Source organism: Ruegeria sp. N11, from assembly GCF_056531525.1.
The window spans coordinates 44,522-71,291 of sequence record NZ_JBQFLX010000026.1; the positions used below are offsets into that span (position 1 = coordinate 44,522).

Sequence of the window (26,770 nt, forward strand, 5' to 3'; positions counted from 1 at the left end):
GTTTTTCACTCGTTCCCAGAACTGCCGGCATACAGACTCATTGCCGCCGTCAGGTTTCTTAAATTTTCGCAAAACTCCCAATCCTTTAAAAAGTCTGAAACCGCGTTCGTGCCATGTCCTTTGTTGCGAGCGGCGGAAGCAAATTCACGTCTTGAACAGACGTGAAGGCAGCACTGGTCGCAGGAAATTGCGGTCAGAGGCACGGAGTCAAATAAGCTGAAAACGGCAACCGACCTTTGGCCATCGAGCTGAAGGGCAAAGGTTGTGAAGAAGAACAACGCGGGCAGATCCCGCGAACAGAGAAAGTGTGCTCAGAGCAGAGGTGATCACCGGAAGCGCAAGCGGCAATGCAGGCAAGCGAAGCGGATTTATGGCCATGAAGTGCTTCGGCCAAGAACACTAAGGATGGCAGGGAAAAAGGTGGGCTATCATGGCGGCTTTCGACTTGGTCCAGGCTCAGCAAGGTATCGGGAAATGTCCGCCATGGTGGCTGAAATGGCAGCCGAGGTCGGTCACGACCTATACCGGCCCGGCAAGAAGAAAGCAGCACAACTCCTGTTGGGCTTGCCCGACAACGAGTATCTCGCGATCTGCTATTCCGCATACAAGCACGACAAGCGGCTACCGTCCGTTGCTTTAGTTGATACGACACAAACTGCCGCCAATCTTCAGTATCATTATGAGGTCAAAGTCAAAGGCCAGGCGCAGTTTGCTGCTCTGACATTTCCTGCCTTGGAACGCCGAGTCTCAATCGATGGCTATGAATCCGGTTTGGCGTTGGCATTCAAACGAATGAACAAGCTAAAGAAGGCCCTCAAGAAATCCGGACTAGGTGAATTTGTATACGCACAGCTAGAAGCACCCTTCGAACCAAAGACAGAGACCTTTTATCTCCATTTCCACATATTTTTGACGTTCGACTTCGGTGATCAATGTCGTAAGCAGGCATTGACGTTCATCCACGAGAACACGCCTTGGCTGCAAAGTAAGGCGGGGGTCCAACTAAAGCGCATTGCCGACGGAGATGTTGCACGGTTCATTCGATATGGCACGAAGCCGAGCGTGACCGCCTATGAGATTGCCAAATCAGAGAACATGAGGGTGTTTGAAGCCTTCCTAAATGTTTCTAAAGGCAGGAGACTCACGAGGACAGAAGGGGCACTCAAGACGACACTCAAGCAGCTCAAAGACCAGGGCCGGCGAACAGTATTTCATAAATGTGAGCGGACAGGCCAGTCTAATGTGGCCTTGGTTGAGAAAGGAACAATGAAGGATCTTGAGAAACCAAGCCCCGGCGAAACAGCTACTGTCGAAAAACCCAGCTCTCCTAGAAAAAACATCTACTGTGGGGCTTGTCGGCCGGTAACTTCTCCTGAGGGACGTTTGCTTGCTTTCGGTATGGTACAGGACTTTTGTGAAGACAGCTTTGACATTGGTGCGGGAGAAGGTGTTGCCGGCAGTTTGTTTGACGCCAACAGAATCGCCCGTAGTTCATGGGAGCGAAATACGGGCAAGTGCTACGATCTGAAGGAGTTTCTGGCTCCAATCACAGATGACATCATGCGGCTCATAAAGGACGCAGATGTACAGAGTTACACGGTAATCGTATCCCCCAAAATTCTAGCGGCACTACGGGAAATTAAGGAAGAGCGAAAATCGGGTGTCCGGCGGGCAAAGCCAAGTTCTAAGAGTTACGCTCCTGAAACATCATTTTGGAGCAAGTTGAAGTTCTGGGGTTCTAAACTTGTTGCTGGGGTCAGTCGGATACGTGTCCCATACCTTGATTGGATACGGTAATCAAACGTCAACGGCGACTAAACAATTCTTTGGAAAGTGGTTTGTAGGCGATAGCGTTAGGGCTCCTGTTCGAAAGTCGGTATGACTTCTGAGTTCGCCAGGATTGTCTCACACAACCTTGGTTATGTGACAGCAAACCGCCCAGCGTAAATTCTGGTGAAAACAGTCTCGCATACATTGTCGTGACATTGAGACAGCGACATCTCAATAGGACCTAAGATTGGAGTAAGACAGTTGCTGATTGGGTATGCAAGAACATCCACCTTGGAGCAGGGCTATGGACTGGAAGCGCAGATTGAGGCTTTGACGAAGTATGGAGTCCAATCGGATTTCATCTTTTCAGAAAAGGTATCGAGCCTTTCAGATCGTCCTGAATTGCAAGCAGCGTTGCGAAGCCTTCGTGCCGGCGACAAGCTGGTGGTAACCAAGCTGTGCCGTTTTGCGCGTTCGGTGACGCACCTGGGGAGGCTTTTGCAAGTGGTGGAAGCCAATGGCGCTGACTTGGTTATCGTAGACATGGGTGTGGACAGCTCGACTGCGACAGGAAAGCTCATGCTGAATGTTCTGGGCTCAGTTGCTCAGTTCGAGCGAGAAATCATGCTGGAACGCCAGAGGGAAGGCATTGCGAGGGCCAAGGCAGATGGAAAATACAAGGGCCGTGCTCCAACGGCCCAGAGACAGAAAGAGAAGGTATTGGCGCTTAAGGAAGCTGGCGTCCCCGTCGCGCAGATCATCGATCAGCTGAACATTTCCAGAGCCAGTTACTATCGTCTGGTTAAGGTTCAATAATTCTTGGCCACTCTGAAACAAATTAAGCGGTTGCTGGGAAGAATCGAAATGAGCGTCGGAGGTTCATTTATTCGCTCGCCGACACGTGACCTAGATCGCCAAACATGGGCGGACTGCCGCCATTCGCTGCTCTCTCAACCAACGGCAACTATGCGCAGAAAGCGGACTTTGCAAATTTTCGGCGTGCAGCCCAGAGCTGTCGTTGTACAGGCTATCCGGATGCTGTTGACATAGTTCACGCAGCCGACATTGGAGCACAACCAAGCTGATCTGTGGGACGCTGTAATCTACTCTCTGGGAGCCTAAGCATCTTCGGTAAACTCAGTAGGGTCGACTTTGTTTGGCGAGAACTAATGCTGCCCTTGAAGCTCTCATTCCTACGAGTTGGCGTGCAACATCGATGGTTTCAGTGCAAGTTTGACACCAAAGAGAAGTGTTAATTTCCACAAGCCGTTAAACATCCAGCTGGCTACGGATCCAGCTGAGAAGGGGAGATCGTGCGTCTCGCTCATGCCAAATTGCACGGATTCCCAATTCCGGCAGAGGAAAAGGGCAATCGTGCGTGACTAGGTTTTTGTTGTTGGTAGCAGCTTGGGCGAGCGTCTCCGGCACAAAAGCGATTAGATTTGTTCCTTCCAGGAAGGCCGGTTGCAGATGCAGACTATCCGTCGCCAGCCCAACCTGGCGTGGGGGCAAACCCTGATCCTTTCCATAAAGGTGAACTGGGTCATCTTGTTTAACCATTAGGTTCAGCCGGACGTGTGGATATAAAAAGACCGTCTCGGCGTTCCAGCTGTTCAAAGCTGGGTGGGTTCGGTCCAATAAGCACACTAGGCGCTCGCGCAGTAGAAGCTTTTGAAGAAACTTAGGATTTGCCTGAAGTCCTGCGCCAATGATCAAATCGGCATCCCCGGAATCGAGCATCTGGTAACTGTGATCTGAATAGCTGTGAATTTCGAACACGATCCCTGGAGCTTGATTTCGAATACACCGAACTGCGTTTGCAAGGAAACTGGTGGCGATAAAATCATGGGCATGAATTCGAATAGTTGCGCTCGCGTTTTCAGGTGAGAACGTCACCGGCGCAGTCAGCACGCTGATCTCAGATAAGATCGTGTTCAACCGCGCCGCAAGGTCCAGAGTGCGCGCTGTTGGCACCATTTCGCGCCCTTGCTTGACGAACAGAGGGTCGTCAAACAGGCGTCGCAATCTTGCAAGCGTATGGCTCATGGCAGGTTGCGTTACGTTCATTCGCTGCGCAGCACGTCCAACATGCCGTTCCGAAATGAGCGCTTGCAGAGATTTCAGTAGATTAAGATCAATTCCATCAATTTCATTCATACTAATAAGAAATAATGATAATTTCCAATTATGTCTATCGATTGCCATTTTCCTCTCGACCACAAGAGGAACAGACAGATGAATATTCTGATCACTGGGGCCAGCAGCGGCTTCGGAAAAGAAATGGCCATCAGACTTGCAGACGAAGGTCATTCTGTATTCGCCGGAATGCGTGCTTCGAAGGGGCGAAACGCCGACGTGGCGACCAGCCTAGAGGCGACATCTGCGCGGATTTCATCCATTGAACTGGATGTCGGCAGTGACGCCAGCGTAGACAGCGCAATCGCCGATCTGATGTTAAAGCTGAATGGCCCACTTGATGTCGTCATTAACAACGCAGGGATCTATGTTGGAGGGCTCAACGAGACCATTTCTGCGGCTCGGTTTCAGAACATGCTGAATGTGAACGTGCTGGGACCGGTTCGTGTTCTACGCGCCATCCTTCCCAATGTGCGCGTCCAGGGCTTGGGCACGGTGATCAGCATCACCAGTGACATGTCGCGGTTTGCGTTGCCGATGAGCGGTTTTTACTCAGCCAGTAAAGCGGCGCTGGAACTGGTCGCCGAGACCTATGCCCTTGAACTCGCTCCTTTGGGACTGGAATCCCTTATCGTTCAACCCGGCGCATTTGACACTGGTATCATGCAAAAGTCGCCGCCAACGGATGAACCGGAGCGCATGGCTGGATACGGCCCAACGTTGGAACAAGCACAAGCGATGGCCGGACGCTTCATGGGGTTGGCGCAAAAAAGCTTTTCTGAGGCGTCCCCTGCAATGGTTGCCGATGCCATCGCCGGTCTGTTGAAGCTGCCCTACGGTAAAAGACCGCTGAGAACTGTCGTCGACCCGTCGGACATTGGAGCGTTGGCCAACGCAATGAATGCCGCCGTAGCCACCGCGCAGGAAACGTTTTTAGATGCTCTCGGAGCGGATTTTTCGTGCCCGGTTCAGGAGGCTGCGGAATGACTACGATTACGGTTTTCGTCGGACTGCTGTCCGTCTTCTTCCTCTTCGCAAGCTCGATCAAGATCTTCGGCTGGCAGAAGTTCATTTTCGAAACCCAACTGGCGATGTTCATCAAGTACGGGTTAAACCGCCAGATCATGGCCTTGGTTGGCGTGGTTGAATTGTTTGGCGCAATCGCGATCTGGTTTCAGGGATCCTGGGTCGGAACTTTAGGCGCGCTGGCTATTCTTGGCACATCCATCGGTGCAATTGGTTGCCATCTGATCTGGGACAGCTGGAAAGAAGGCGTTCCCGCCATGGTCACAGGCACCTTGTCCGCTATCGTGGCCTGGTCTGGCCGTGAAACGGTGTTGAGCATTGTTGGTATTAGCTGAAACCATGTCTATGACACAGGAGTGCATGTTGTGACTGACAGTATCCGCGTGGCAAATGCCAAGGGCCTTTATCTGGAAGGCATTCGTGACGGCAAAATGGTCGAAGCGCTCGATAAATATACCGGGGATCGCTACACGCAACACTCAACGGGTGTACGCGACGGTAAAGAAGGTTTCATTGAGTTCTTCACGCCTTTTCTTGAGCGGAATCCAGTGCGCGATATCCAGGTTCTGCGGACTATCGAGGATGGAAACTTCGTCTTCGTGCATGTGTATCAAAGCCTCAACGGTGGTGAAGCGCAGTGGGTGACGGCCGATATCTTTGATACTGACGAAGAAGGTAAAATCGTCGAGCATTGGGATGTGATTGCCGCGTATAAATGGCCAACCGTCTCAGGCCGCAGCATGGTGGATGGCCCAACCGAAATCGAAGATCTCGATTTCACCGAGGCCAACAAGACCGTGGTGCAAGGGTTCATCGACAAGGTCCTGATGGCAGGGCGCACCGATCTTGTGAATGACTACATATCGACCGAGCAATACGATCAGCACAACCCAGAAATAGCCGACGGATTGGAAGCTCTTTTCAAGCATCTTGGAGAGGTGACAAGTAGCGGAAAAACCGTGCAATACGTCAAAGTTCACCGACTACTCGGCCAAGGAAATTTTGTGGTTGCTTTTAGCCATGTAAAACAAGACGAGGACGACTGGGCCGTCTTTGACTTGTTCCGGCTCAAGAGTGGAAAGATCGTCGAACATTGGGATGTTCAGGAACAGATTGGCCCGAAAGAGACGTGGAACAACTCTGGCAAATTCTAATCGGCTAGAAAGCCGGCCCTACACATGCAAGTCGCCAAAGCTACGCACTTTTGCGCGTTGAGTGGGTGATCGCCTTGGGTCCTCTTCCTCGATGTTTGAACAGTGCTATTTGATTGACCCAGCGCGACACCGCAGGTGCACAAAATTTGCAGAATCCAGATTGCTAACGTCTTGAAGATTAAACCCCTTCGGTTGGTATCAGGTGAACATCGCGTTGCGGGAACGGAATGGATATGCCTTCCTGATCAAAACGTTCCTTTGCTTGCCCGGTTAGGTCCCAGTAGACCGTCCAATAGTCATCGGATTTAGACCACGGACGGCAGAATATGTTGACCGAGTTGTCCCCCAATTCTCCAACAAATACCTCGGCTTTTGGCGAGCTGAGGCAAAGATCGTGGTTTTTGACCAGTTCCTTCAAAACGGCAATGGCATGAGCGGCATTGTCAGAATATGCAATGCCAAACACGAGATCGACACGCCGCTCGTCTGAGGCGCTTACATTGGTAATCACGTCCCCCCAGATTTTGCTGTTTGGAACAACGATGATCTGATTGTCGAATGTACGGATCTTTGTGGAAACAACGGACATCTCATCCACAAACCCGGATGATCCGCCGACTTCGATATAATCGCCGGTATCGAAGGGCTTGAGGACCATGATCATCAGACCGCTTGCAAGGTTGCCCAGAGTTTCCTGCAACGCGAAACCCAAAATGAACGACAAGCCGCCGAATACCGCGAATAACGGTGTTACGTTCACGCCGAACAAGGCCAGGACAATCAGGATACCCAACACAAAAACCGCCCAAAAAACTGCGGTGGCCAGAAACCTCTTTAACATTCGAGACAGTGTCGGAACTCTATCAAGACCGCGCTGTGCCATCCTGCGCACGAAGCGGGCAACAAACATCATCATCCAGACAGCAACCAGAACGCCCAATACCCCAAGGACAATTCGCATCCCTCCGTCGAATGCGACCAGCCATGCGAAGACACTCTGCACCAGCGTCGTGAAATCAACCGACGTTATCGCACTGGTTTGAAGCGCCGAAAGGTAATCAAGATGGGGTTTGAGATCCTCAGGGGCTGCTCCTTTTTTTGACCAAGCCTCGATAACAGTCCTATATTTTTCGAGCGTCGCATTTGAGGTCGCGACAAAAGCTGACAGTTCTAATCTCAGTTTGTCTTCGTTTTCCTTATTTGCTTTCTGCAAGTTCAGATTTATCTGGGCAAATTCTTCGGCCTGATTGCGAACATGAGTCTGCCAAGCAGCTGATGCATCGGACAATTCTTCGGCGGTCAATGGCACGACCAGTATTTCGAGTTCATCAACGCTCGTGTTCTCATCAACTGCCAAGGCGAAAAACTCAGTTTCAGCAACGGATACTTCATCCGTTTCCTGGCCAAACGCATTGAATGGAAAGATAAACAGCAACGCGCAAAGGCAAACATGCATGATCCGATTTCGCGGGTTCCGGTTCATTTGAATGCTCCGTGGATGAATTTCGTGGCCACCCGAAGTGCGCCCTGTTTCACAATTTCGGGTGGACTGGATTTTTGCAGTGGTCGACCGCAGACACCCGGCACCTGACAGCAAATCCAGCGAGGATTGCGTTAATCATCGTCTCTGGAAGCCCCGCCAGTCGCCTTGATCCTTCCCATCAACACACGTTCCCTATTGGTCGCAGCCTCTTCGGAAGTCTGGATTGGTCCAAAAGTCTGCACGTCATCGACCTCTAAAGTAAACGCAGCCTTCATCAGGACAGGACCATCAACAACCAGCATTTCCTTCTGCGTCGGGTCGATCCTGATTTGACCAGTTACAACGATGGGTTCGTAGATTGTCGATGGTGCCCAGGAATCACTCAAGCGCAAACGTACCATCTGGTTTGGTGGCGGAGGCGGTACGTGGCTGCACATTCCACGTTCCGGCACGATATATGCCATTTGGGAACCATCTTCGTTGGGGGGTGCCGGGATCACAAATCCGCCCAATGAAACGGTCACGCCATCGATGTCGACATTGGCGGCCGTGCCGGCCTTCTCACGTCTTTCCATCACAACCCAGCGTTGGGAAATCAACCAGTCCGCTTCAACGCCTTCCTCAGCAAGGGTTGTTTCAGTCGCCTCGATATCCACTTTAATCTGGTTCAGTTGTTCTGGCGTCGGCCCGCCTTTCTCTAGCTGCGCGCGCAACCGGACCAATTTGCGAAGCGCGCTAAGCTGTTTGCCAGTCAATTCGACGAAAGGATCTTCGTAGTCTTGAGCGGATTCATCGATCAGGTCTGGCCACTCGATACGTGTAACTTCTGAATGAGCCGGCAATGCTAATAAGCACGCGGTGATTACTGCAAATGAAAAACGCATTGTCATATGCTCCTCAATTCTAGGCAGGACAGCACACCACGCCACCGGCGGGTCATCATTCAGTTCCTCAGACTCGAAATGACGGTGACTTTTGCCCCTGGGCGAAGCAGCAACTCTGGATTCGGGAACTCGGCCCATACATCCATCAGCTGCGTTTTGGGATTAACTTTGAATGCCCCACCAAAGTAATGACCCTCATAGGGGTACAATTGTCCGTCTGGCATCTGCAAAGACAGACTGAGCCCCTCAAATGCTTCTGCATCTGTCTCAAATACCTGACGCCGTTTGGTGAATTCCTCGTAGGGCACTTTGACGACAACGTAGACCGGGTCGATATCCGATAGTATCGCCAGCGTTTCGTCCCCCCGTCTTTCCGTACTCAGATACTGGTACTGCCTGACATGCGGTTGGCTGATAATCCCCGAAAAAGGCGCATGTAACTCGGTGAAGCTATAGGCGAGCTGTGCCCCTTCATAAGCGAGGCCCGCCCGCTCCGATGCGATTTCAGCAAGATCGCGGTTCACCTGGGCAAGTTGCAACTCTGCTTCCGGTATCAGGTCTTTCAGATAAAGTTCCGTTTTCCGCCCCAAGTCCGCATCCGCGAGCCTGAGTTGGGCTTTCGCATTCTTGAGAGCTGTTTCGTTCAGGCGCAATTCAATGAAGGGTCCTTTTTTTCCAAACTCGAACAGCAGGTCGCCCTTCTGAACATATTGTCCGGCGTGAAACGCAATTCGGGTGACCACATTGTCCACCAAAGGCGACAGTTCTGCTTCGCGACTGGGCTGTACAAAGCCTTCAAAGTGTATTGTTTGCGGGACGTCTGTTGCGCCGTTTTCCTGCGCGAGTGGGGCGCGTGCTGACGAAAAGGTAGCAAGCGCAAAAAGAACAAGAAGGGCGATATTCATTTATTGTTCCTTTGTTTCCCAACATCATTCGACCGGAGTTGAAAATTCCGGCACTCGCTTCAGGGCTTCGACCATGTCCGCGCTCGTCATCAGTTCGATGAAGGTGTAGTCTTTCAGAACCCCCTGGCTTAGACGCGAAATATACATGGCCTGCACCATGCCCGGATCGTCCGGGAAGCGGACGGTGATGTAGTTCTTGCCATCGGCCAGTCCCCAGAAATAGCTGATCATCTCACCGCCTATTGCGGCGAGGGCAGCGCCCATGTCCTTTTCCCGGTCGGTCGGATTGTCGATCATGATTTGCCAGGCATCGGGGTTTGGTTCCCCGATCCCCAGGTAGTATCGGCTATGAGACTCCTCCGCCGCTGCTCCGGAAACACCAATCCCAACTGCGCAAAGAGTTACTGCGATTGCCTTATTCATTGATCGCTCCCCTGTTCAGGATCGACGGCGCAAGACGCAGGTGTCAATTTCCTGCATACTCCGCTCATTCGAGTGTATTCTTGTAGAAGACACCGTCTTTCATGATCACACGAATGGTCTCGAACCCTCGATCACGCGCGGGTGCATCAAACCACTTCGGATTTGCTCCAAGAACCGACAGGTCCTCCAGCGGATTTCCATCGACAATCAGGATGTCTGCATAGGCCCCTTCTTCGATCACGCCCAGTTTGTTGGGATAAGGGTTTCGCCGTCCTGTCAGTTGGGCGAGTTCACCGCCAGTCGAGGTCGCTGCAACCAGGAAGGCGTGGTTACCCAGCAATTCAGCGAAGTAGTACTTTTCAAAGTCCCGGTGCGCGCGGCCAAACCCAATGGTGGACAGCACGGTGTCGACGTTATGCACGATCTTGGGCTTGTACTTCTTGATGTACTCAATGACGTTTTCTGACCCGACCAGATATTCTTCCAGTTTTGGTTTCACCGTCGGCATCGAGAAATTGGGGTGATCAAGCAGCGCTGGATCCATTCCAGCCACATTCAGGGCCCAGAAGATACCTTCATCCGCAATGCGCTGCACGGTCTCTTCACTCACCATCTGAGCGTGCTCCAGCGACTTGACGCCTGCGTCCAGAGCCATTGTGACTGTTTCGTCCGTATAGGCGTGGACTGTCACATAGGTATCAAAGAAGGACGCAGCCTCAACCGCTGTCGCAATCTCATCAACGTTGTAGGCAACGGACCAAAGCGGATCGAGCTCGGATGACACACCGCCACCGGCCATCAGTTTCAGGAAACTCGCCCCGTGCGCGAAGTTAAGCCGCGATGCTTTCCGGATTTCCTCGGCACCATCAGCAATATAGGACAGGTTGAACGTATTGGCGACGTCGTCCGAACCCATGTTGAAGGTTCGCTGCTCGGGGTTTCGCCAGTCACCATGCCCAGAAGTTGGGCCGATGGCCGCACCTGACGCATAGATACGTGGCCCGTCGACGATCCCCTTGTCGATCAGTTCGCGCAGACCTGATCCCATTCCGCCAGTATCCCGCACCGTGGTATAACCATCGTAGAGATAGTCGCGGGCATTTTCAGCCGCGGTGGCACCGATCTGATCCCACTTGGCGGCCTGAAGGCCTGAGAAGGATTGCACGAGCCCTGTAGCGTAGAGATGCACGTGACTGTCAATCAAGCCCGGCATCAGCGTGCGACCACCCCCGTCAACAAGCGTTGCGTCGGGCGCATCAATACCGTCGGTCGAGACTGTCTTTATGAGATTGCCTTCAACCAGAACATTTGCGTTTTCGATCCGCTCTTCACTAATTCCGTCAAAGATATGCACGTTGGTGAACAAAGTTTGCGGGAGCGCGTCCTGTGCCAACGCGCCGCTTGCTGCCAAGGAAAAAAATCCAGCGATTGCTGTCAGTGAGGCCAGTGTTTTCACGTGTCAGTACTCCCATTTGTCAAACTAAAGGGGCGCGGGATGCCGAGGTAAATTCACCCCGCGCGACACTCAATTGAGTGTATTCTTGTAGATCACGCCATCTTTCATGATCAGATCGATGTTGTTGGTGTAGTCGACCAGAATCTCGGCGTCCTCGACCGGGTTCCCTTCCACAAGCAGCAGATCGGCGTATGCGCCTTGTTCGATCACGCCCAGCGGGCCTGCTGTGTAGGGGTTGAGTTTTCCTGACAGTGCCAGAAGTGCCGCCGATTTTGACGTGGCCTGTTGCAGGATTTCGTAGGAAGTCCACGCCTCCAGCCTGTATTTGAACTCGTCATTCTGCTTGGTCAGCGCGACGGGATCGCCGATAATGTCCGTGGAGAACGCCACGTTCTCGATCCCGAAATCTTTGATCAACTGCATCTGATTTCGCGCACCCGCTTGCACGCTGAGGAACTTTTCGGCGGACCCAGGCCCAAGTGCAGTAACAATGGTTTGCTCGTCGATCCCCAGAAGAGAATAGAACGGAACAATCCAGGCATCCGCGTCTTTGATCGCTTGAGCCCCGACTTCGGTCATCAGTTGTCCATGTTCAATGCTGATCACACCTGCCTCAATCGAGCGCACGATGGATTCGTCTGTATAGGCGTGAACCATGACATAGGTTCCCCAATCGGCAGCGGCCCGGACAGACGCCTCAAGCTCCTCCGGCAGACCCTGAACGGTGTGTAACGGATCAACCTGAGAGGATACCCCACCGCCAGCCATCACCTTGATCTGGACAGCGCCAAGGCGCAGGGCTTCGCGTGTCGCGCGCAGCGTTTCCGGCACGCCATCGGCCAGGAATTCCAAGTGTTGGTTAAAGAAGGATGGTTGCGCCCCCATGAAGTTGGGATGGGGTTCGGTGTAGACGCGATGCTCTCCATGCCCCGAGGTTTGCGAGATCACAGGCCCAGAAGCGTAGATACGCGGGCCAACGGCCTTACCCCGATCAATCGCTTTTTGTAGGCCAATTGCCGGGCCGCCCGCATCCCGCACTGTTGTGAACCCTCGCATAAGCATTTTTTCAGCTTCAATTGTTGATACAGCACCCCAGTACATCCAGTCGAAGTTATCGCGCAGATCGGCCACGGGTTCCGTGACTGTCATATGCACATGTGCGTCGATCAGGCCCGGCATCAGGGTTCGACCACCACCGTCAATGATCTGGGCATTGGCGACGGCCAGTGGTTCCGCTGATACGTCTGCGATCAGGTTGTCCACGACCAGAACGTTTGCGTTCTCAAGTCGCTGTTCATCGACACCGTTAAACACGTGCACGTTGGTAAATAGGATCGGAAAGCTCTCTTCCTGCGCAAATCCTTGGCCCGCGATTACCAGGCTTGCAGAAAAGGCTGTCGTGGCCACCATGCGTTTGAGTTTCGGCGTCATCGAGGTCCTCCAAATGCGAATCACAGATGTATATTTCTGAATGTGATTTTAGAGTGATCGCCGAATATTGCCTGACAGTATGACGGGCTTCGCCAAATTGATTTTGCATTCTGCAAGCTTTTCGCACCTTTTTGTGTGTTTTCTGTCTATCTGTCGTTAACTTCATGATATTTGAGGGCGACATGGACGCATTTGACCAAAACAAAAAGAAGGCGTTGCCGCTGGTTCGGGCATCGGTTGCTGCACCGGTGGTCGCTGCTTTGCGTGGCGCCGGTGTTGAACCAGCCTTCGTTCTGGACCCTCTTGGCGTGAGCGAAGTTCAGGTGATGGATCGCCAGAATTTCCTTCCACATGAGACGATTTATAAAATCCATCAAGCCGCTGCTGACGCAACTTCACCGGACTTCTGCGCGCAAGTTGGTCAATCAATCGACCTTGTTCGGTTTCTGCCTCTTGGTGACATGTTGGCCGAGGCGTTGACGTTGGGCGACTTCTTTACGCGCTACACTCAAGCCGTCTCGAAAGAATCCAACGCGGTCACACAATCGCTGCTTGTTGAAGGCGAGCACGCTTATTTCAGTGCCAAGCGGAACTTCAACATTTCGGTTTCGCCCGGACAGACCGATGCATTTCTGGCGAGCATCTGGGTATCATTGCTGCACCGGGTTCTGGATTTCAGGTGGGACCCGAGCCAGATCATTTTACGGGTCAGCGAACCTGACGTGCTACCTAGGCACTTTCATGGTGTTCAAGCCATCAAGTGTAGCCCAAAGGGTTTTTCTATCCGGTTTCCTTCACCCTGGCTGAGCCATCAATTGATCCCGGAAATATTGGAAAACCCATCGGACCTTCCTGTCACTGACCCTGACCTTGCGGCACCGCAAGATTTCCTGGCCGGGCTTCAGAGCCTGATCCGAACTCACCTTGGCGAGCCGGGATTTGGTGTAGACGAACTGGCACGCCTATGCGGTTTCCACCGGGAGACATTGAACAATCGGCTTGCTCCCTACGGGCAATCAGCCTCTCAGGTCATATCTGGCGTCAAACTGGAAGAAGCAAAGAAGCTGCTGGGTCCGGCAGGGAAGTCCGTTGGTGAGACCGCACTGCGGCTTGGTTACGCGGACTCCACAGCGTTTTCGAGGGCCTTCCGAAAATGGTCCGGAATGTCGCCTTCGGATTTTAAGAAAGCGGTAAAAGAACTGGGCTGAAAAACCGGCGCCAGTGCGGTCGCATGCTGCTCGCCGTCGTTTCTTCGGGTAAAGGATGAGAACACTGGCCGAATATATCCCAAATTGCGCGCACGTTGTGAAAATCTGGTCGAGCGCTTGCGACACCATTCACTCATGCCCGCTTCATGCTAAAAGCTAGAATTGCAAAGTCTTGGGTTGAATGTCCGGTTTGGGCTGGGAGCAGTCGTTAGACGGATTTCGCACCAAAGTCAGCTAAGGGCCGTCAGTTCTTGCAACTTCGTCGCCGGAAACTAACACGTTTGGCCCATCGACCCTATTGCTCTATGCGTTCTCCCGCTCATTTTCCTGATTATTTCCAAGGACAATTAAAAGGAGAAGCAGATGACCTACCTGACGATGACAGAAGCCAAGCTAGAAAGTGGAACAACCAAGAACCCGATATTGAAGGCGATCAAGAGGGGTTCCGTTCGCGCCTACAAAAATGACCTGGGACACTGGCAAATTGATCCGAGAACGTTTGCCGACTGGCTGGCATTCAGGGCACAGCCCTTTGAGTGTCACTCATCACCAAACGCCCATCATGTGGGATGCTGTCACGAAAGTTCGGTGAGATCCAGGATGAAGGCAAAAGTGGACCATTTATCCGCTATAGAGTGCAAAAACTGGGCTTACTTCCACTCGGCGCCATGTGATGCCCGGCAGGATGTCCTGAACGTAATCTTCGGGATACGGCAGCAAAGAGATCTACTGTCAGAGCTCCTAAATACATGAATGTTACGTATTTCTTCCAGGCTGTATTGAGAATGCCGGCAAGGAAGATTAGATTTAATCTATGAACAGCATTCTTGGCCCCTCCTCCAGCGTTATACGGGCTCTCTCACATCTGCCCTCTTGAGAGAAGCTGTTGAATGCTTGGCGACTGTTCCACATTCCGACAAGTCATATACCGCTGAATTTAGCCGCTCTCTCAAGCCAATAAACTTTGCCTTGACGAGATTAGAATGCGATTTACCGACAAAAAGCCACCCGCCAAACCCTCATCCAACGACACGCAAGCAAACGAAATCTGCCCGGTCGTGAGCGAGACCCTAGACGAATGGGCAAATGCTGGAAACCTTGCAAAGAGCCAACTTTTGAATTGGCTTTCAGCCCTAGAATTCAATGATCTTGCAGAGTTAAAGAGCGCCATTCTGGCTAGTTCCGAGCTTTGGGAACTGCAAGCGGCTTGCCTCAAGTCCGCTCGCAAAGAAGCACCCTGGGCTTTCGAGGAATCCGCCAAGTATCACGACGAATGGGCAAGTTTTCGGAGCGAGCCTGGTTCGAAGTACATGGCAAACTGGATTGCAGCATTCAATGATGTCGAAGCTTTCCGGAATGCGGGGAAGGCTTGCTTGAAATTTCTCCCGATTTCGGTGCTTCAATCGGCCATCACAGACCGCTCGCCAAAGAATGACGAAGAGGCCCTCATGATCGCAGCGGAGAAACTGCATCTGAGAGGTCTTGAGAGGGCTGCAAAGAAACGGAGGAAACAGGAAGCTAGGTATGCGCTGCAACCCCTCTCAGAACTGCCCAAAACCATCGAGAGAGCAGCTAAAGAAGGTGGAGTGCTGGATGCCTTTCGTCCCAAACATTTCTACATCCTGACTAGGCAAAACTTGGAAAACCTCACAAGCTTGAAGACTCGGTTTCCCAACGCCGAAGCAGCAATTGGCTTGGTGTATGATCAGCTCTATCGGCACTGGCAGTTTGGAAATGATCGGTTGCAAATGCGGCCTATCATCCTCGCCGGCGAACCCGGCGTTGGAAAAACCAGATTGTGCCGTGAGATCGCAGAGGCCTTGAATATTGACGTGACTATCAGAAGCGTTGCGGGTCATGCTGACGCAAACATTTTTGGTGTAAGCGCCGGCTGGTCAACTGCAATGCCCAGTGTCATTACAAAGGCGGTTTGCAGTGCAGGAGCGCTCAACCCGCTCATCATGATCGACGAGTTGGACAAAGCGTTGCCAAGCCACAATGGAAGTGTTTGGGCAGAACTTCTCGGGCTCCTCGAAAATACAGAAGCTCAGACGTTCTACGAACGCTTTCTGGCCACAAACGTGAATGCGTCCCACATCTGTTGGCTGTTCACAGCAAACGACTTGAGCAAGCTTCCTCGACCATTGGTGAGCCGTTGTCTGGTCGTTCGTGTCGACGGTCCCAGCATTGAACAGGTTCCTAGTATCATTCAAAGCCTGAAAGCTGACTATGCGCAGGAACTGGGGATTGACGCGCGCATGTTTGGGATGACTCTGGATGACCATGACTGGTTGTTGAACACATGGCCCGAACATCAATCTATCCGCGTTCTTTCAGAACTTTTGAGAAATTTGATTGACAGATCTCAGACTCTAATTGCCTCGGTCTAAAAGGCAGAAAGTGTGTCGACACACATCCGTCGCAGATGGGGTAAATAAGGAACAGTCTGAGATATCCTGTGCGGGTCATCTACGAACAACCAACAGAGAAGGAGACCTGATTGACCGCTGGACATGCTGGTCAGTGGAATATGGCTGCGTAGACAGAAGCGAAGAACAAAACTTGAATATTTGTTGCCAAAATCTTGCCTCTTACGTGCGCGCAATCACGCTTTGTTCTGCTTGGTTTGCACTTTCTGCGGCATTCCCACAAAATTCAATCTCCCATCGTTTTTAGCCTTGTGGGCATGGTGAATAGGGTTGTATACGCGTCGACGGAGACGTGGCCGAGTGGTCGAAGGCGCTCCCCTGCTAAGGGAGTAGGCGGGAAACCGTCTCGAGGGTTCGAATCCCTTCGTCTCCGCCATTAAACCGCTCATGTCATGGGCATTCTTCCGGAAAAAACGCATCATTTTCAAGTGCGTAAGGTTTCTCTAACCAGCGCCTGCCAGTGTTTCCCGCATGAAATCCCGCATAGAATCCCGCATAAATGCGGAATTTGAAGGAGTGCACTGCTATGGGCGTCACATTGGATCGAGGCCGCTATTATTTCGTAATGAATGTCCCAAAGCATCTCTTTGGCAAAGTACTGGGCAAGAGTGGGCAGCCAGTAAAGCAGATCAGGCAGGCACTTCGAACAGCGGATTTGAGTGTGGCTAAGCGCAAAGCTTTTGAGCTCGAAGAACAAAAAGAGCGGAGTGGCAATTCTTGGCATTGGGCGAGGAAGCTCTGGCATACGAGAAGTACCAAGCAGCCAAACAGATCTCAGAAGCGCATGGTTTTGACTATATTCCGAGCGATGTATTGTTAAAGAGAACTTTTGATGAGAATCTGCCGCGCTTAATGGCGGCAGCGGGAACAGCGTGTTCACACCAGCCGCCAGAAGTTGTTGAGGCGCTTCTAGGGTCAGGACTCATAGCCAATAGATGAAAGTTTCAATGCGCGGTTCAGAGATGAGTTCCTGAATGGAGAAGTCTTCTACAGCCTAAAAGAAGCGCAGATATTGATCGAAGAATGGAGGAAACACTACAACACTAAACGCCCGCACAGTGCTCTGGGATATAAACCACCGGCCCCGGAAACCATGGTTCAGATGGACCAAAGGCCAATCATGCACTAACAATCAAATTGGACCACACAAGTGGGGCTGATCACGGACAAAGCGGCTGCTGTGCATTGGAGGCGGTCACTCTTGACGGTCCACCTAGCAAAGTCATTGTCTAACACTTACTGATTGAAAGCGTGAGACGGGACGGTGAAGATGCCACTTGATACGAATTTAATCCTATGCCCGATAAATCTTCGTCACGTGAGGCTGGATTACAGCGCCTACGAAGAAGCAATCGCAATGGCTAAACGCCGAGAAGCGCGGCTTCTCGTGGTGACAGTTGCGCCAGAAATGGAGCGAAACTTGAACATTCGCGACTCTGTTGGATATTGGAGCGAGCAACTGAAGAAGTTTGTTGAAGATCACCCAGCAGAAGGCGTCGAACTTGAAACCACTGTCCGGACCGGAGCGGTGCATCGCCAGATCGTGAAACTCGCGGATGAACGCGACGTCGACATGATCGTAATGGAGGCGGCCAATCCAAAAATCCAAGACTATCTGTTGGGTACAACCGCCAGTCATGTCGTTACGCACGCTAGGTGCTCTGTTTTTGTTGTACGTAACTAGCCGTTCCAAAATGGCGAAGTACCGCAGTTTGATGTAGTGGCTCCCCTATCTCAATGGGAAGCCACAACTGCTCTCGACTGTTTCTCAGAGCTTCTTGTATTCAGATCGCAAGGCCAACCACAGGCAGTAGCACATGATGAGTATCACCAGTGTAAACGGAATCCCCATAGACACGGCGGCTCCCTGAAGGGCGTTCAACCCACCGCCCAGGAGCAGTGCAATAGCGACAAGGCCTTCAAGAGTACACCACCATACGCGCTGAACGACAGGCGCATCCAACTTGCCACCTGCGGTGATTGTATCGATCACCAGTGAACCGGAGTCGGACGAGGTGACAAAGAAGATCACAATCAACACCAGCGAGATCGGCGCAATGATGTTGTACAGCGGCAGTTCCTTGAGGAAACCGAACAAAGCGCCCTCTGGAGCATAACTGTCGATCACAGTGGCTTTGACTCCTTCAGCACCACCGGAATTCAGCATGTCGATGGCCGCACCTCCGAAAGTGGACATCCACAACGCACAAACAGCTGTTGGTGCAATCAGGGCACAGAGTACAAACTCACGCACGGTGCGACCCCGGGAAATCCGTGCAATGAACATGCCGACGAAAGGCGACCAAGCAATCCACCACGCCCAATAGAATGTTGTCCAGCCGTGGAAAAAGCTCGTATCTTCCCGCCCGAACGGATTGGAGAGTGCGGGCAGCAATGTGACATAGTCTACCATGACTGAAACGTAGCGCGCGATTGCGGCAGAAATTCCGGTCATAGCGATCACAAAAATAAAGAGCCCGACGGCCATTATCATATTTATCTCAGACAGTCTTTTTACGCCCGCGTCCATGCCCAAGAGGACGGAGCCAAGAGCGATAAGCGTGATGGCAACGATAATGATAACGGTCAGCGTCGGGGACGGTGAGATGCCAAACACCTCATTCAGACCTGCAGCAACTTGTTGAGCACCCAGGCCCAAGGACGTCGTAAGGCCGAAAAGTGTCGCAAAGACCGCCAGCGTGTCAATGAGATGTCCCCAAAAGCCCCAGACACGTTCTCCAAGCAGCGGAAAAAAAGCCGACCGGAGCGTGAGTGGCAGGTTCAGGTTGTAAGCGAATATCGCAAGCGCCAATCCCACTGCAGCATATACAGCCCAGCCTTCGAGACCCCAGTGATGTATTGTCCCGACGACGCCAATATACTCATTGCCCGGTTGACTAATGTCGATGTTCAGGGGCCGTGCATTCCCGTCTTCCGAAAAGTTGTAATACACTGGCTCCAAAACACCAAAGAACAGGAGGCCGATCCCGATCCCTGCCGCAAACATCATTGCGATCCAACCCGCATATGAGTAGTCGGGTTTCGCATCCTTTCCGCCAATTCTGACTTTTCCGACAGGCAGGACAATAAGCGCCAGGCAGAACAACGTGATCGCATTTACCGACAACACCAGAAACCAGTCAAAGGTACTGGTCAGCCATGGCCGGAGCCAGCCGAAGAATGCAGCGGCAGCTTCCTGATTGGCCAAAGCCACGATCACGAAACCCAGGATCAGCAAACCAGAGACAATGAAGACGGGGTTGTGAATATCCAACCCGAGCGGCCTGATGTTGTCTTGTCCGAGTTCATACTCAGTCTCGAAGTCCCAGACACGTGGGTCCGGGTCGAGCATCTTTTTGGGACTTGAATCTGACATTTTGCCTCCCATAGCGCTGTTTCATAAGGTTTATCGTTGCACGGCATGCGACGATCTGTCCAACACTGAGTTGGAGGGAGCCACAACAGGAAACGGCGCATCAAGTCCCAGGACAGCAAAGTCACGAAACAAAAAACAGTCAAATCAGCTTCGATAGGTAAACAATTCAATAGGGTAACTTTGCCGCGTAGCAACACAGTTAGTGCCGAGAGCACCACAACCCACACGACTTAATGCCTCTGTGTTCTGAGGTCTGTCGTAGCCACCTTGGCTAAATCGCAGACCCGTTAGGTCAATTTCACCCCTGTCTAAAAGCATCGGGGAACTCGCAGTTGGCTCAGCTTCCTCGGGTAGCGCAACCGTCGAGTGGGCAGAATTGACGCGTTTTTATTGCTTACGCTTTGGGGCCGGTAGTACAATCCAATCTGGTGTCCTATGACGTCTGATTTGGGCTCAAAGCGCCCGTTCGCTGCACTTGGTGTGAGCGACTGCCAGGCGGACTAACCACTGGCTACGTCGTCATAAGTTTGTGGCTCAACTTCAATGATCCGCGCGCCAACCGCCGGGAGACTGCGCAGCATATTCCTGACAACTGTCGCATCTTCGTGCATGATGAAAAACAGGCACACTGTTTTTGCCTTCCGGGAAGTGTTTGAATTCTCAAGAGGCGCACAATGGAAATACTGGTTAACGGCATAAACACGGTTCTTTGGAACTACGTATTGATTTACGGACTTCTTGCGACCGGTATCTTTTTTACAATTCGTCTTGGCGCACTTCAGTTTCTCCATTTTGGGGAAATGGTGCGCGTGCTCACTTCTGCAAAGAGCACGGACAAAAGAGGTATTACTCCTTTTCAAGCCCTGACAGTGAGCCTGGCTTCACGTGTCGGTACTGGTAACCTGGCTGGCGTAGCCGTGGCCCTGACCTTGGGAGGTCCAGGCGCCATCTTTTGGATGTGGATCGTGGCATTGGTTGGAATGGCCACGGCTTATTCTGAAAGTACTTTGGCCCAACTCTATAAAGTCACATCGTCCAACGGAAGGTTCAGAGGAGGTCCCGCGTTCTACATGGCCAACGCCTTGAATGCGCCTTGGGCTGGTGTCATTTTCTCGATCTGCCTGATAGTCAGCTTTGGTTTGGTTTTTGTCGCCGTCCAATCCAACTCGATTGCCGAGGCTTTCGAGGGCGCGTTCGGGTTGAACAAGTTGGTCGTTGGCATAGCGCTTGCTGCAGCCGCAGCGGTAGTAATATTCGGTGGAATAAGAACCATCGCAAAGTTTGCAGAGATTGTCGTACCGCTTATGGCGGGTCTCTACCTCTTGCTTGCCTGTGTTGTCGTAGTCCTGAACATTTCCGAAGTACCCGCTATGTTGTGGTCGATTGTTGCCGGGGCATTTGGCCTTCAGGAAGCTGCCGGAGGCGTGACAGGAGGTGTCATGGCTGCTGCACTAAACGGCATCAAACGGGGGCTATTCTCAAACGAAGCGGGCATGGGCTCAGCACCAAATATTGCAGCGGTTGCCACACCTGATCCCCACCACCCTTCCAGCCAAGGATTCGTTCAGGCATTTGGGTGTTTCGTGGATACGATTTTGGTCGCAACGGCCACTGCATTGCTAATACTTCTATCAGGCGCAATCGAAATTGATGGGCCTACCGGAATGCGACTTACTCAAGACGCGGCGGCGGTCCATCTTGGCGAAATCGGCCGCCACTTTATCGCGGTTGCTATCGTCTTTTTTGGTTTCACATCCATCCTGGGTAATTACTCATATGCCGAAAACGCGATGACGTTCCTAAAATTGGAAGGGAAGCTGCCAATTTACGTCCTGCGATTGGGCTGTCTCGCAATGGTTGTCTGGGGCGCTGTGCAAGCTGTTGCCACAGTGTTCAATTTCGCGGATGCGGCCATGGGAATTATGGCAACCATCAATTTAGTGGCAATAGTGCTCCTGTCTGGCACCGTGTACAAATTAACCGTGGATTATTTTTCGCAACGCCGACAGAACCTTGAACCCCGCTTTGTAGCAAGCAAATTTCCCGAGCTTATTAAGGGCGTGGATCACACTGTCTGGACGGAGGAGATCCATGCCGATACTCAAAACCACCGATAGCGAAAGCCTTCAGGAAGTCTTGGACGATATCGCAGATCGCATCGCCGGCATGTCCGAGAGGGGGAAAGTTGCGCAGTATATTCCAGAACTCGCCACAGTCGATCTGAACCAATTCGGTATTGCCGTTGCACCCGTCAACGGTGCGTTAGTGTCCGCTGGAGATGCTGGCAAACTCTTTTCGATTCAGAGCATCTCAAAGGTGTTCTCGCTTACAGTGGCGCTGCAACGGGTTGGCGCCACTTTGTGGCAAAGAGTTGGCCGGGAACCATCCGGCGATCCATTCAATTCCATCGTTCAGCTAGAACACGAGCGCGGAATCCCAAGGAACCCGTTTATCAACCCCGGTGCGATCGTAGTGGCCGATGTTCTGCTCGAAGACCGCTCTTCTGACGAGGCGATCAACGATCTATTGAAGTTGTGCCGAGAGCTTTCAGAGGACGACTCGATTGAGGTCGATGCGTCAGTTGCGGACTCTGAGATGCGAACTGGATCCAGAAACCGTGCGCTTGCCCATTTTATGCAGGCGGAAGGGAATCTTAAGGCGCCGGTAGAGGATGTTCTGTCTCTGTACTTTCGACAGTGTAGCATCGCCATGTCTTGTGAACAGCTGGCTTTGGCAGGTCGATTTCTTGCCGCAGCGGGTCAAAATCCGGCCAACGGTTCTGCAGTATTGTCCGCGCAACGAGCAAGAAGAGTTACTGCACTGATGATGATGTGTGGATCATACGATGCATCGGGCGAGTTCGCCTTCCGTGTTGGCCTTCCAGCGAAAAGCGGCGTAGGCGGCGGCATCTTGTGCATTGTACCTGGTATCGCATCTGTAGTCGCCTGGAGCCCCGGGCTCGATCCAAAGGGCAATTCTCAATTGGCAACCATCGCATTTCAAGAGTTGGTCCGCGCGACAGGGTGGTCTATCTTCGGACCAAGTGCGTAACCGGAGTTGGGCGAACTGGATTCAAATGATTTGAGTTTTGCTTCGATGACCGACAAAGTAAACTATGGGAGCGAAGCCTGTCTCCCAATTTCCAAGTTCAGTTCTGCCACGTTCTTTTCGCAGCGAAATTCTGCAAGGTGGTTACACAGCGCTCGCCTAGGAACGAAATAGGTCACATTTGTGCTGCTTGGATTTGTAGGTGGCGGTATTGCGTAACTTAGGGCAGGCAAGTTTCAAAACGAGCCCCGGCTAAAGAAGGAAAACCCATGCGCTTGCTTTCAGTACTTATTGTTTCGGTTCTATTCACAACCGGCGCAGTTGCACAGACAATCGAAAGAATAACAAATAATAACGAAATCCGATTTGGATTTCGAACAGATGCTGCTCCATTGTCTTACGTTAACGACCAAGGTCGGCCGTTTGGTCTGTCACCATTAATTTGCGATCAAGTAGCGCAGGCTGTTGCGAAGAAACTGGATCTAAAGGACTTAAATGTTCGGTTCATTCCGGTCGACTCCAAGGATCGTTTCGACAAAGTTGCCTCCGGAGAGATAGATATACTTTGCGGGGCAGCGACTATCACGCTTTCTCGTCGCGAAATCGTTGATTTCTCAATCCCTACCTTCGTTGATGGTACTTCCATATTGTTACCAATCGAGGCTGAGGGCACCATGAGCGCACTCGCGGGGAAAAAGGTTGGCATGAGAAGCAGCACAACAACTGAAGCCTCCGTACAGAATACATTTGATGCCGCAGGCATCGACGCCAGGATGGTTCGGTTTGCTTCACATCCAGACGGAATCAAGGCGCTCCGAGACGGTAAAATCGATGCGTATTTTGCAGATCAGTCGATTTTGCTAGTCAACTACATTGCTGCGGGACTGAAAGGTAAATTCAAGTTATCCCAAGAAATACTGACGATAGAAAAGCAAGGGTTAGCCATCGCGAGGGGCGATGATGACTTTCGACTGATCGTTGATACTATTCTGTCCGAAATGTATGCCCGGGGCACCATGGAAGAGATTTTTCGCACCGCGTTGCCAGGGATCGAGCCCAGCGAAGCTTTAAAAGCTCTGTATGTTATTGCGCCTACTAATCCTTGAAACGCATCACGTGGAACATGTTTGTTGCGATTTAATTGGCCATTGCAATGGAGGCCGGTTTGCCCGCAAGCCTGCTCGGAAAGAGGAACCTACGACCTAGCATGGCGGGCGACATGACCCCCTTATGAACCGATCGTCGCGTGCTCTCACACCTCGAACTTAACTGGCTTGCCTTTCTTGCTCTGGATGACCGAAACTCGGTTTTGGACTGCCCCGGCAACGACGAGATCGGCCACTTTCAACCGTACAAGATCGAATCCGCGAAGTTTGCTGTCGATCGCGAGGTTGAACAGCATGAGGTTGCGTTGGTTGCCAGAGCTCGAGACGGGCACGAATTGCCCAGACCTGTGTTGGCTGCTGGTGACGTTTCTGGCAAAAAAGTTCGACCCTTTTTCCAGGGCGGACGGGTCGGTCGGACTATAGGAAGCTGAATACTGGACATAGCAAAGTCTCCATCCAGCCCGCCCACAAAAGGCATCAGCAACCTGAGAAACTTAAGGCCTCTGCCTTCGCAATAACCAATCGCTCGCATCTGAAACAGCGGATCAAAATATTAGTGACCGCGTTGCGGACAAAGCGGCACTATATTGCTCCCACTAAGCGTCCGTTTTTGGTGCGGCGTTTAACAAGAATTGGAACTGGGGATGATTGCGAAGAGACTGGAAGTCTGGATCATTTCGCATCCAATCCCGTTGAACGGGGCCAAGGCTCGGATATACCTTCTCAAGACACTCCAAGGCTTTATCAGTTTCACCGATTAATGCATAAACGCAGGCCACATTATAACCGTCGGTCGAATAGCTGTGGGTTTCCATGGCAAGAGCTCGGCTCAGCCACGCGCGTGCCTCATCATACCTTCCCAAGCTGGCCAAAACGGACGCCGACAATTCGAGTGGATCAGGGTTATCAGGATTGCTTTCTACCGCCTCTGTAGCCCGCTTAAGGCCCATCTCAAGGTAAAGGTCACGTTCATCCAGACGTCCGAGTTCGACGAGGTCGGCAACAAGTAGGAGTGGCGACCGATAATCGTCCGGCTTGATTTCAAGAGCGCGTGTAAAATGATAGGCGCTTTGCTTATGATCCAGTTGCCCTCGGTGATAACGAGCAAAGTTATGATGCGCATCATAACAAAGCGGATCAAGCGACAGCGCCCTGCGATAAGCCACAACCGCGGCTTCATTCTTCCCGACAATCTGCAATGCCAGTCCAAGGGAGGCATGCGCTTCTGCCAAGTTAGGATCGAGATTGATGGCACGTTGAGCCATGCTGACAATGTCTTCTGACGGAAAATCTGTGCCATGCCAATCGTTAAGCCTTGCTTCGCATTCAGCCAACCCCACGTAAGCGCGGGCGTAGTCAGGATCTTGCTGCACTGCTTCAAGGAAAAGCGTGCGCGCCTTTTCAAGATAGTTTCTGGCACGCATGTGAAAGTAGCGTCGCCCCTTAAGGTAAAGAGTGTAGGCGTCTACACTTTCCGTGTGCGCCTTTTCGGCGATATCAGAGTCAAAAAGCCTAACCTGCAACTGATCAATGATTTTATTGGTTATTTCGTCCTGAAGTGCGAAGATGTTAGACAGATCCCGGTCATAGCGTTCTGCCCAGAGATGCCCGCCAGTTACACCGTCGATCAATTGAGCTGTGATGCGTAGGCGGTTGCCCGATTTTCGAACACTGCCTTCAAGAATGTTGCGTACGCCTAGGTCTCGGGCGACATCCTGTAGTTTAGTTGGTCGGCCTTTGTAAGCAAAAGCTGAGTTTCGACCAACCACAAAGAGGCCTGAAAGCTTTGAAAGATCAGTGATTAAGTCTTCAGCGATACCATCAGCAAAATACTCCTGCTCAGGGTCACCACTCATGTTCTCAAAAGGAAGAACCGCGATTCTGGGATGACTGGAGGCGTTTGCTAATGCAGGCTGCATATCGCCGGTTTGAGATCGAACGTGAAAAACTGGAACGGCGCCATCGATGTTTTTTAGCAGTTGTTCGCCTGCGTCATCGAAAGTGATGCCAAGCTTGTTGCCCACCTGATCGCGAACCACTCCCGAAACAGCGATGCCGCCTGGTTGAGCCAGCGCCTCAATGCGGGCCGCGATATTGACTCCTTCGCCGAATACATCGCCGCCCTCAAAGAGCACGTCGCCCATGTTAATGCCGATACGAAAGTGGATCTGTCGATCTTCGGGAACGCCGACGTTTCGTTCGGCAATTGCCTCTTGAATGACAAGCGCGGATTCTAAAGCGCTAACAACACTTGCAAACTCCGCAAGAACTCCATCCCCCATAAGCTTAACAATGCGTCCGCCAGCTTGGTCGATTGCTTCATCGAAAACTTCGGCGAGAATTGCTTGCATCTCTGCCAAAGTGGCAACCTCGTTTGCGCCCATCAAACGGCTGTAGCCGACTACGTCTGCGGCAAGAATGGCGGCTAGGCGTCTTTCCATTGGCACTTGTCAACTCCGATTGTCTCGAGCATATCACCGATATGATGATGAACAGCACTCAAAATTTGGTTCAGTTTAATCCTACATTGCGTTTCAAACACGGCAGTTCCATCGACCGTGGCTTGTTCAATACAGGCTAACCTTGCTCGTCATCGCTGGCTTGAAACCTCTCCACAGAGATAGAGATGAGGTACACTACAACCGCACTCGAGTAATTTCTGCCGCATTCAAGTGTCCGCTTTGGGCATATTTTGTTGAAAAACTTTGTCTTTATTGAGTTATACGTTGCTGATGCAATCCTGCCAACGCAGTGAGAGGATCAGTCATGATGGGACCAAGGCAGGAAGCTCAAGCGGCGCTGTTAAATTAGTTCGCGCTGGAGGACCAAGCCCCTCAAGATCACCTGTTGCGTTCGATTGATCGGTTCGTCGATCTTGGTGGCATCCGTACCCATCTCACCGACTTCTATAGCCATACCGGCCGGCCATCCGTCG

The 26,770-nt window shown here is 51.9% G+C and carries 24 protein-coding genes, 1 tRNA gene and 1 pseudogene; 15 read left to right on the plus strand and 11 right to left on the minus strand.

Annotation, left to right across the window (positions count from 1 at the left end):
• The first annotated feature begins 405 nt into the window (after positions 1 to 405).
• Both ACR0J8_RS21400 and ACR0J8_RS21405 read left to right on the plus strand, forming a co-directional pair.
• Positions 406 to 1,797, plus strand: a complete 1,392-nt coding sequence (locus tag ACR0J8_RS21400; RefSeq protein ID WP_480592375.1) for a hypothetical protein — start codon at positions 406 to 408, stop codon at positions 1,795 to 1,797.
• 234 nt (positions 1,798 to 2,031) lie between these two features.
• Positions 2,032 to 2,586, plus strand: coding sequence for a recombinase family protein (locus ACR0J8_RS21405; protein ID WP_170483677.1), 555 nt, complete (start codon positions 2,032 to 2,034; stop codon positions 2,584 to 2,586).
• A gap of 453 nt (positions 2,587 to 3,039) precedes the next feature.
• On the opposite strand, the gene ACR0J8_RS21410 is transcribed toward ACR0J8_RS21405, so the two are convergent.
• Positions 3,040 to 3,927: a LysR family transcriptional regulator gene (locus ACR0J8_RS21410; protein WP_480892196.1), complete on the minus strand. Its 888-nt coding sequence runs from the start codon at positions 3,925 to 3,927 to the stop codon at positions 3,040 to 3,042.
• Between the two features lie 78 nt (positions 3,928 to 4,005).
• On the opposite strand from ACR0J8_RS21410, the gene ACR0J8_RS21415 reads away from it, so the two are divergent.
• The 3 genes from ACR0J8_RS21415 to ACR0J8_RS21425 are packed head-to-tail and all read left to right on the plus strand — an operon-like array spanning position 4,006 to position 6,086.
• The gene (locus ACR0J8_RS21415; RefSeq protein WP_480592371.1) at positions 4,006 to 4,893 is read left to right on the plus strand and encodes an SDR family NAD(P)-dependent oxidoreductase; all 888 of its coding nucleotides are present in this window, start codon (positions 4,006 to 4,008) and stop codon (positions 4,891 to 4,893) included.
• Entirely contained in the window at positions 4,890 to 5,267 is a 378-nt protein-coding gene (locus ACR0J8_RS21420; RefSeq protein ID WP_170425660.1) for a DoxX family protein, read from the plus strand. The genes ACR0J8_RS21415 and ACR0J8_RS21420 overlap by 4 nt, the downstream gene beginning before the upstream one ends.
• 30 nt (positions 5,268 to 5,297) lie before the next feature.
• Positions 5,298 to 6,086, plus strand: coding sequence for a nuclear transport factor 2 family protein (locus ACR0J8_RS21425; RefSeq protein ID WP_480592369.1), 789 nt, complete (start codon positions 5,298 to 5,300; stop codon positions 6,084 to 6,086).
• A 178-nt stretch (positions 6,087 to 6,264) separates the two neighbouring features.
• Here ACR0J8_RS21425 and ACR0J8_RS21430 read toward each other — a convergent pair whose 3' ends face one another.
• From ACR0J8_RS21430 to ACR0J8_RS21455, 6 genes are all read right to left on the minus strand, one after another.
• Positions 6,265 to 7,569 (minus strand): mechanosensitive ion channel family protein, encoded by a 1,305-nt coding sequence (locus ACR0J8_RS21430; protein WP_480592367.1) that lies wholly within the window; start codon positions 7,567 to 7,569, stop codon positions 6,265 to 6,267.
• A 131-nt stretch (positions 7,570 to 7,700) separates the two neighbouring features.
• The gene (locus ACR0J8_RS21435; protein WP_480892199.1) at positions 7,701 to 8,453 is read right to left on the minus strand and encodes a DUF3299 domain-containing protein; all 753 of its coding nucleotides are present in this window, start codon (positions 8,451 to 8,453) and stop codon (positions 7,701 to 7,703) included.
• Positions 8,454 to 8,512: 59 nt separating this feature from the next.
• Positions 8,513 to 9,358: an efflux RND transporter periplasmic adaptor subunit gene (locus ACR0J8_RS21440; RefSeq protein ID WP_480592363.1), complete on the minus strand. Its 846-nt coding sequence runs from the start codon at positions 9,356 to 9,358 to the stop codon at positions 8,513 to 8,515.
• 24 nt (positions 9,359 to 9,382) lie between these two features.
• Positions 9,383 to 9,781, minus strand: a complete 399-nt coding sequence (locus ACR0J8_RS21445; protein ID WP_170425652.1) for a hypothetical protein — start codon at positions 9,779 to 9,781, stop codon at positions 9,383 to 9,385.
• A 64-nt stretch (positions 9,782 to 9,845) separates the two neighbouring features.
• Positions 9,846 to 11,237, minus strand: coding sequence for a metal-dependent hydrolase family protein (locus ACR0J8_RS21450; RefSeq protein WP_480592361.1), 1,392 nt, complete (start codon positions 11,235 to 11,237; stop codon positions 9,846 to 9,848).
• A 69-nt stretch (positions 11,238 to 11,306) separates the two neighbouring features.
• A complete protein-coding gene (locus ACR0J8_RS21455) occupies positions 11,307 to 12,668 on the minus strand; it encodes a metal-dependent hydrolase family protein (protein ID WP_480592359.1) in 1,362 nt (453 codons plus the stop codon).
• Positions 12,669 to 12,850: 182 nt separating this feature from the next.
• Between ACR0J8_RS21455 and ACR0J8_RS21460 the strand changes: the two genes are divergently transcribed.
• From ACR0J8_RS21460 to ACR0J8_RS21475, 4 genes are all read left to right on the plus strand, one after another.
• Positions 12,851 to 13,876 (plus strand): helix-turn-helix domain-containing protein, encoded by a 1,026-nt coding sequence (locus ACR0J8_RS21460; RefSeq protein ID WP_480592357.1) that lies wholly within the window; start codon positions 12,851 to 12,853, stop codon positions 13,874 to 13,876.
• Between the two features lie 363 nt (positions 13,877 to 14,239).
• Positions 14,240 to 14,629 carry a hypothetical protein gene (locus ACR0J8_RS21465; RefSeq protein WP_170558232.1) on the plus strand — a complete coding sequence of 130 codons (390 nt, stop codon included), beginning with the start codon at positions 14,240 to 14,242 and terminating at the stop codon, positions 14,627 to 14,629.
• A 230-nt stretch (positions 14,630 to 14,859) separates the two neighbouring features.
• Positions 14,860 to 16,266, plus strand: a complete 1,407-nt coding sequence (locus tag ACR0J8_RS21470) for an AAA family ATPase (RefSeq protein ID WP_480431037.1) — start codon at positions 14,860 to 14,862, stop codon at positions 16,264 to 16,266.
• A gap of 325 nt (positions 16,267 to 16,591) precedes the next feature.
• Positions 16,592 to 16,681 (plus strand) — tRNA-Ser (locus ACR0J8_RS21475).
• A gap of 48 nt (positions 16,682 to 16,729) precedes the next feature.
• Here the strand turns inward: ACR0J8_RS21475 and ACR0J8_RS21480 are convergent.
• On the minus strand, positions 16,730 to 17,185 hold the full coding sequence (locus ACR0J8_RS21480; protein WP_480526811.1) for a hypothetical protein: 456 nt from the start codon (positions 17,183 to 17,185) through the stop codon (positions 16,730 to 16,732).
• A 57-nt stretch (positions 17,186 to 17,242) separates the two neighbouring features.
• Between ACR0J8_RS21480 and ACR0J8_RS21485 the strand changes: the two are divergent.
• Both ACR0J8_RS21485 and ACR0J8_RS21490 read left to right on the plus strand, forming a co-directional pair.
• A pseudogene (locus ACR0J8_RS21485) lies at positions 17,243 to 17,434 on the plus strand (integrase core domain-containing protein); the annotation flags it as partial.
• Between the two features lie 141 nt (positions 17,435 to 17,575).
• Complete coding sequence (locus tag ACR0J8_RS21490; RefSeq protein ID WP_480892204.1) at positions 17,576 to 17,989, plus strand: universal stress protein; 414 nt, start codon at positions 17,576 to 17,578, stop codon at positions 17,987 to 17,989.
• A gap of 84 nt (positions 17,990 to 18,073) precedes the next feature.
• On the opposite strand, the gene ACR0J8_RS21495 is transcribed toward ACR0J8_RS21490, so the two are convergent.
• Positions 18,074 to 19,681: a BCCT family transporter gene (locus ACR0J8_RS21495; RefSeq protein WP_170617524.1), complete on the minus strand. Its 1,608-nt coding sequence runs from the start codon at positions 19,679 to 19,681 to the stop codon at positions 18,074 to 18,076.
• A 674-nt stretch (positions 19,682 to 20,355) separates the two neighbouring features.
• Between ACR0J8_RS21495 and ACR0J8_RS21500 the strand changes: the two genes are divergently transcribed.
• The 3 genes from ACR0J8_RS21500 (at position 20,356) to ACR0J8_RS21510 (ending at position 23,835) form a co-directional block, all read left to right on the plus strand.
• On the plus strand, positions 20,356 to 21,798 hold the full coding sequence (locus tag ACR0J8_RS21500) for an alanine/glycine:cation symporter family protein (protein WP_480527544.1): 1,443 nt from the start codon (positions 20,356 to 20,358) through the stop codon (positions 21,796 to 21,798).
• Entirely contained in the window at positions 21,773 to 22,732 is a 960-nt protein-coding gene (locus ACR0J8_RS21505) for a glutaminase (protein WP_480892207.1), read from the plus strand. Before ACR0J8_RS21500 ends, ACR0J8_RS21505 begins: the two co-directional genes overlap by 26 nt.
• 266 nt (positions 22,733 to 22,998) lie before the next feature.
• Positions 22,999 to 23,835, plus strand: coding sequence for an amino acid ABC transporter substrate-binding protein (locus ACR0J8_RS21510; RefSeq protein WP_480527549.1), 837 nt, complete (start codon positions 22,999 to 23,001; stop codon positions 23,833 to 23,835).
• 146 nt (positions 23,836 to 23,981) lie between these two features.
• On the opposite strand, the gene ACR0J8_RS21515 is transcribed toward ACR0J8_RS21510, so the two are convergent.
• Together ACR0J8_RS21515 and ACR0J8_RS21520 are read right to left on the minus strand one after the other, a co-directional pair.
• Complete coding sequence (locus tag ACR0J8_RS21515) at positions 23,982 to 24,131, minus strand: hypothetical protein (protein WP_480527551.1); 150 nt, start codon at positions 24,129 to 24,131, stop codon at positions 23,982 to 23,984.
• Positions 24,132 to 24,431: 300 nt separating this feature from the next.
• Positions 24,432 to 26,276: a TPR end-of-group domain-containing protein gene (locus tag ACR0J8_RS21520; RefSeq protein ID WP_480892211.1), complete on the minus strand. Its 1,845-nt coding sequence runs from the start codon at positions 26,274 to 26,276 to the stop codon at positions 24,432 to 24,434.
• A 376-nt stretch (positions 26,277 to 26,652) separates the two neighbouring features.
• On the opposite strand from ACR0J8_RS21520, the gene ACR0J8_RS21525 reads away from it, so the two are divergent.
• On the plus strand, positions 26,653 to 26,770 hold a 118-nt coding region (locus ACR0J8_RS21525), incomplete at its 3' end, for a transposase (protein ID WP_480892214.1).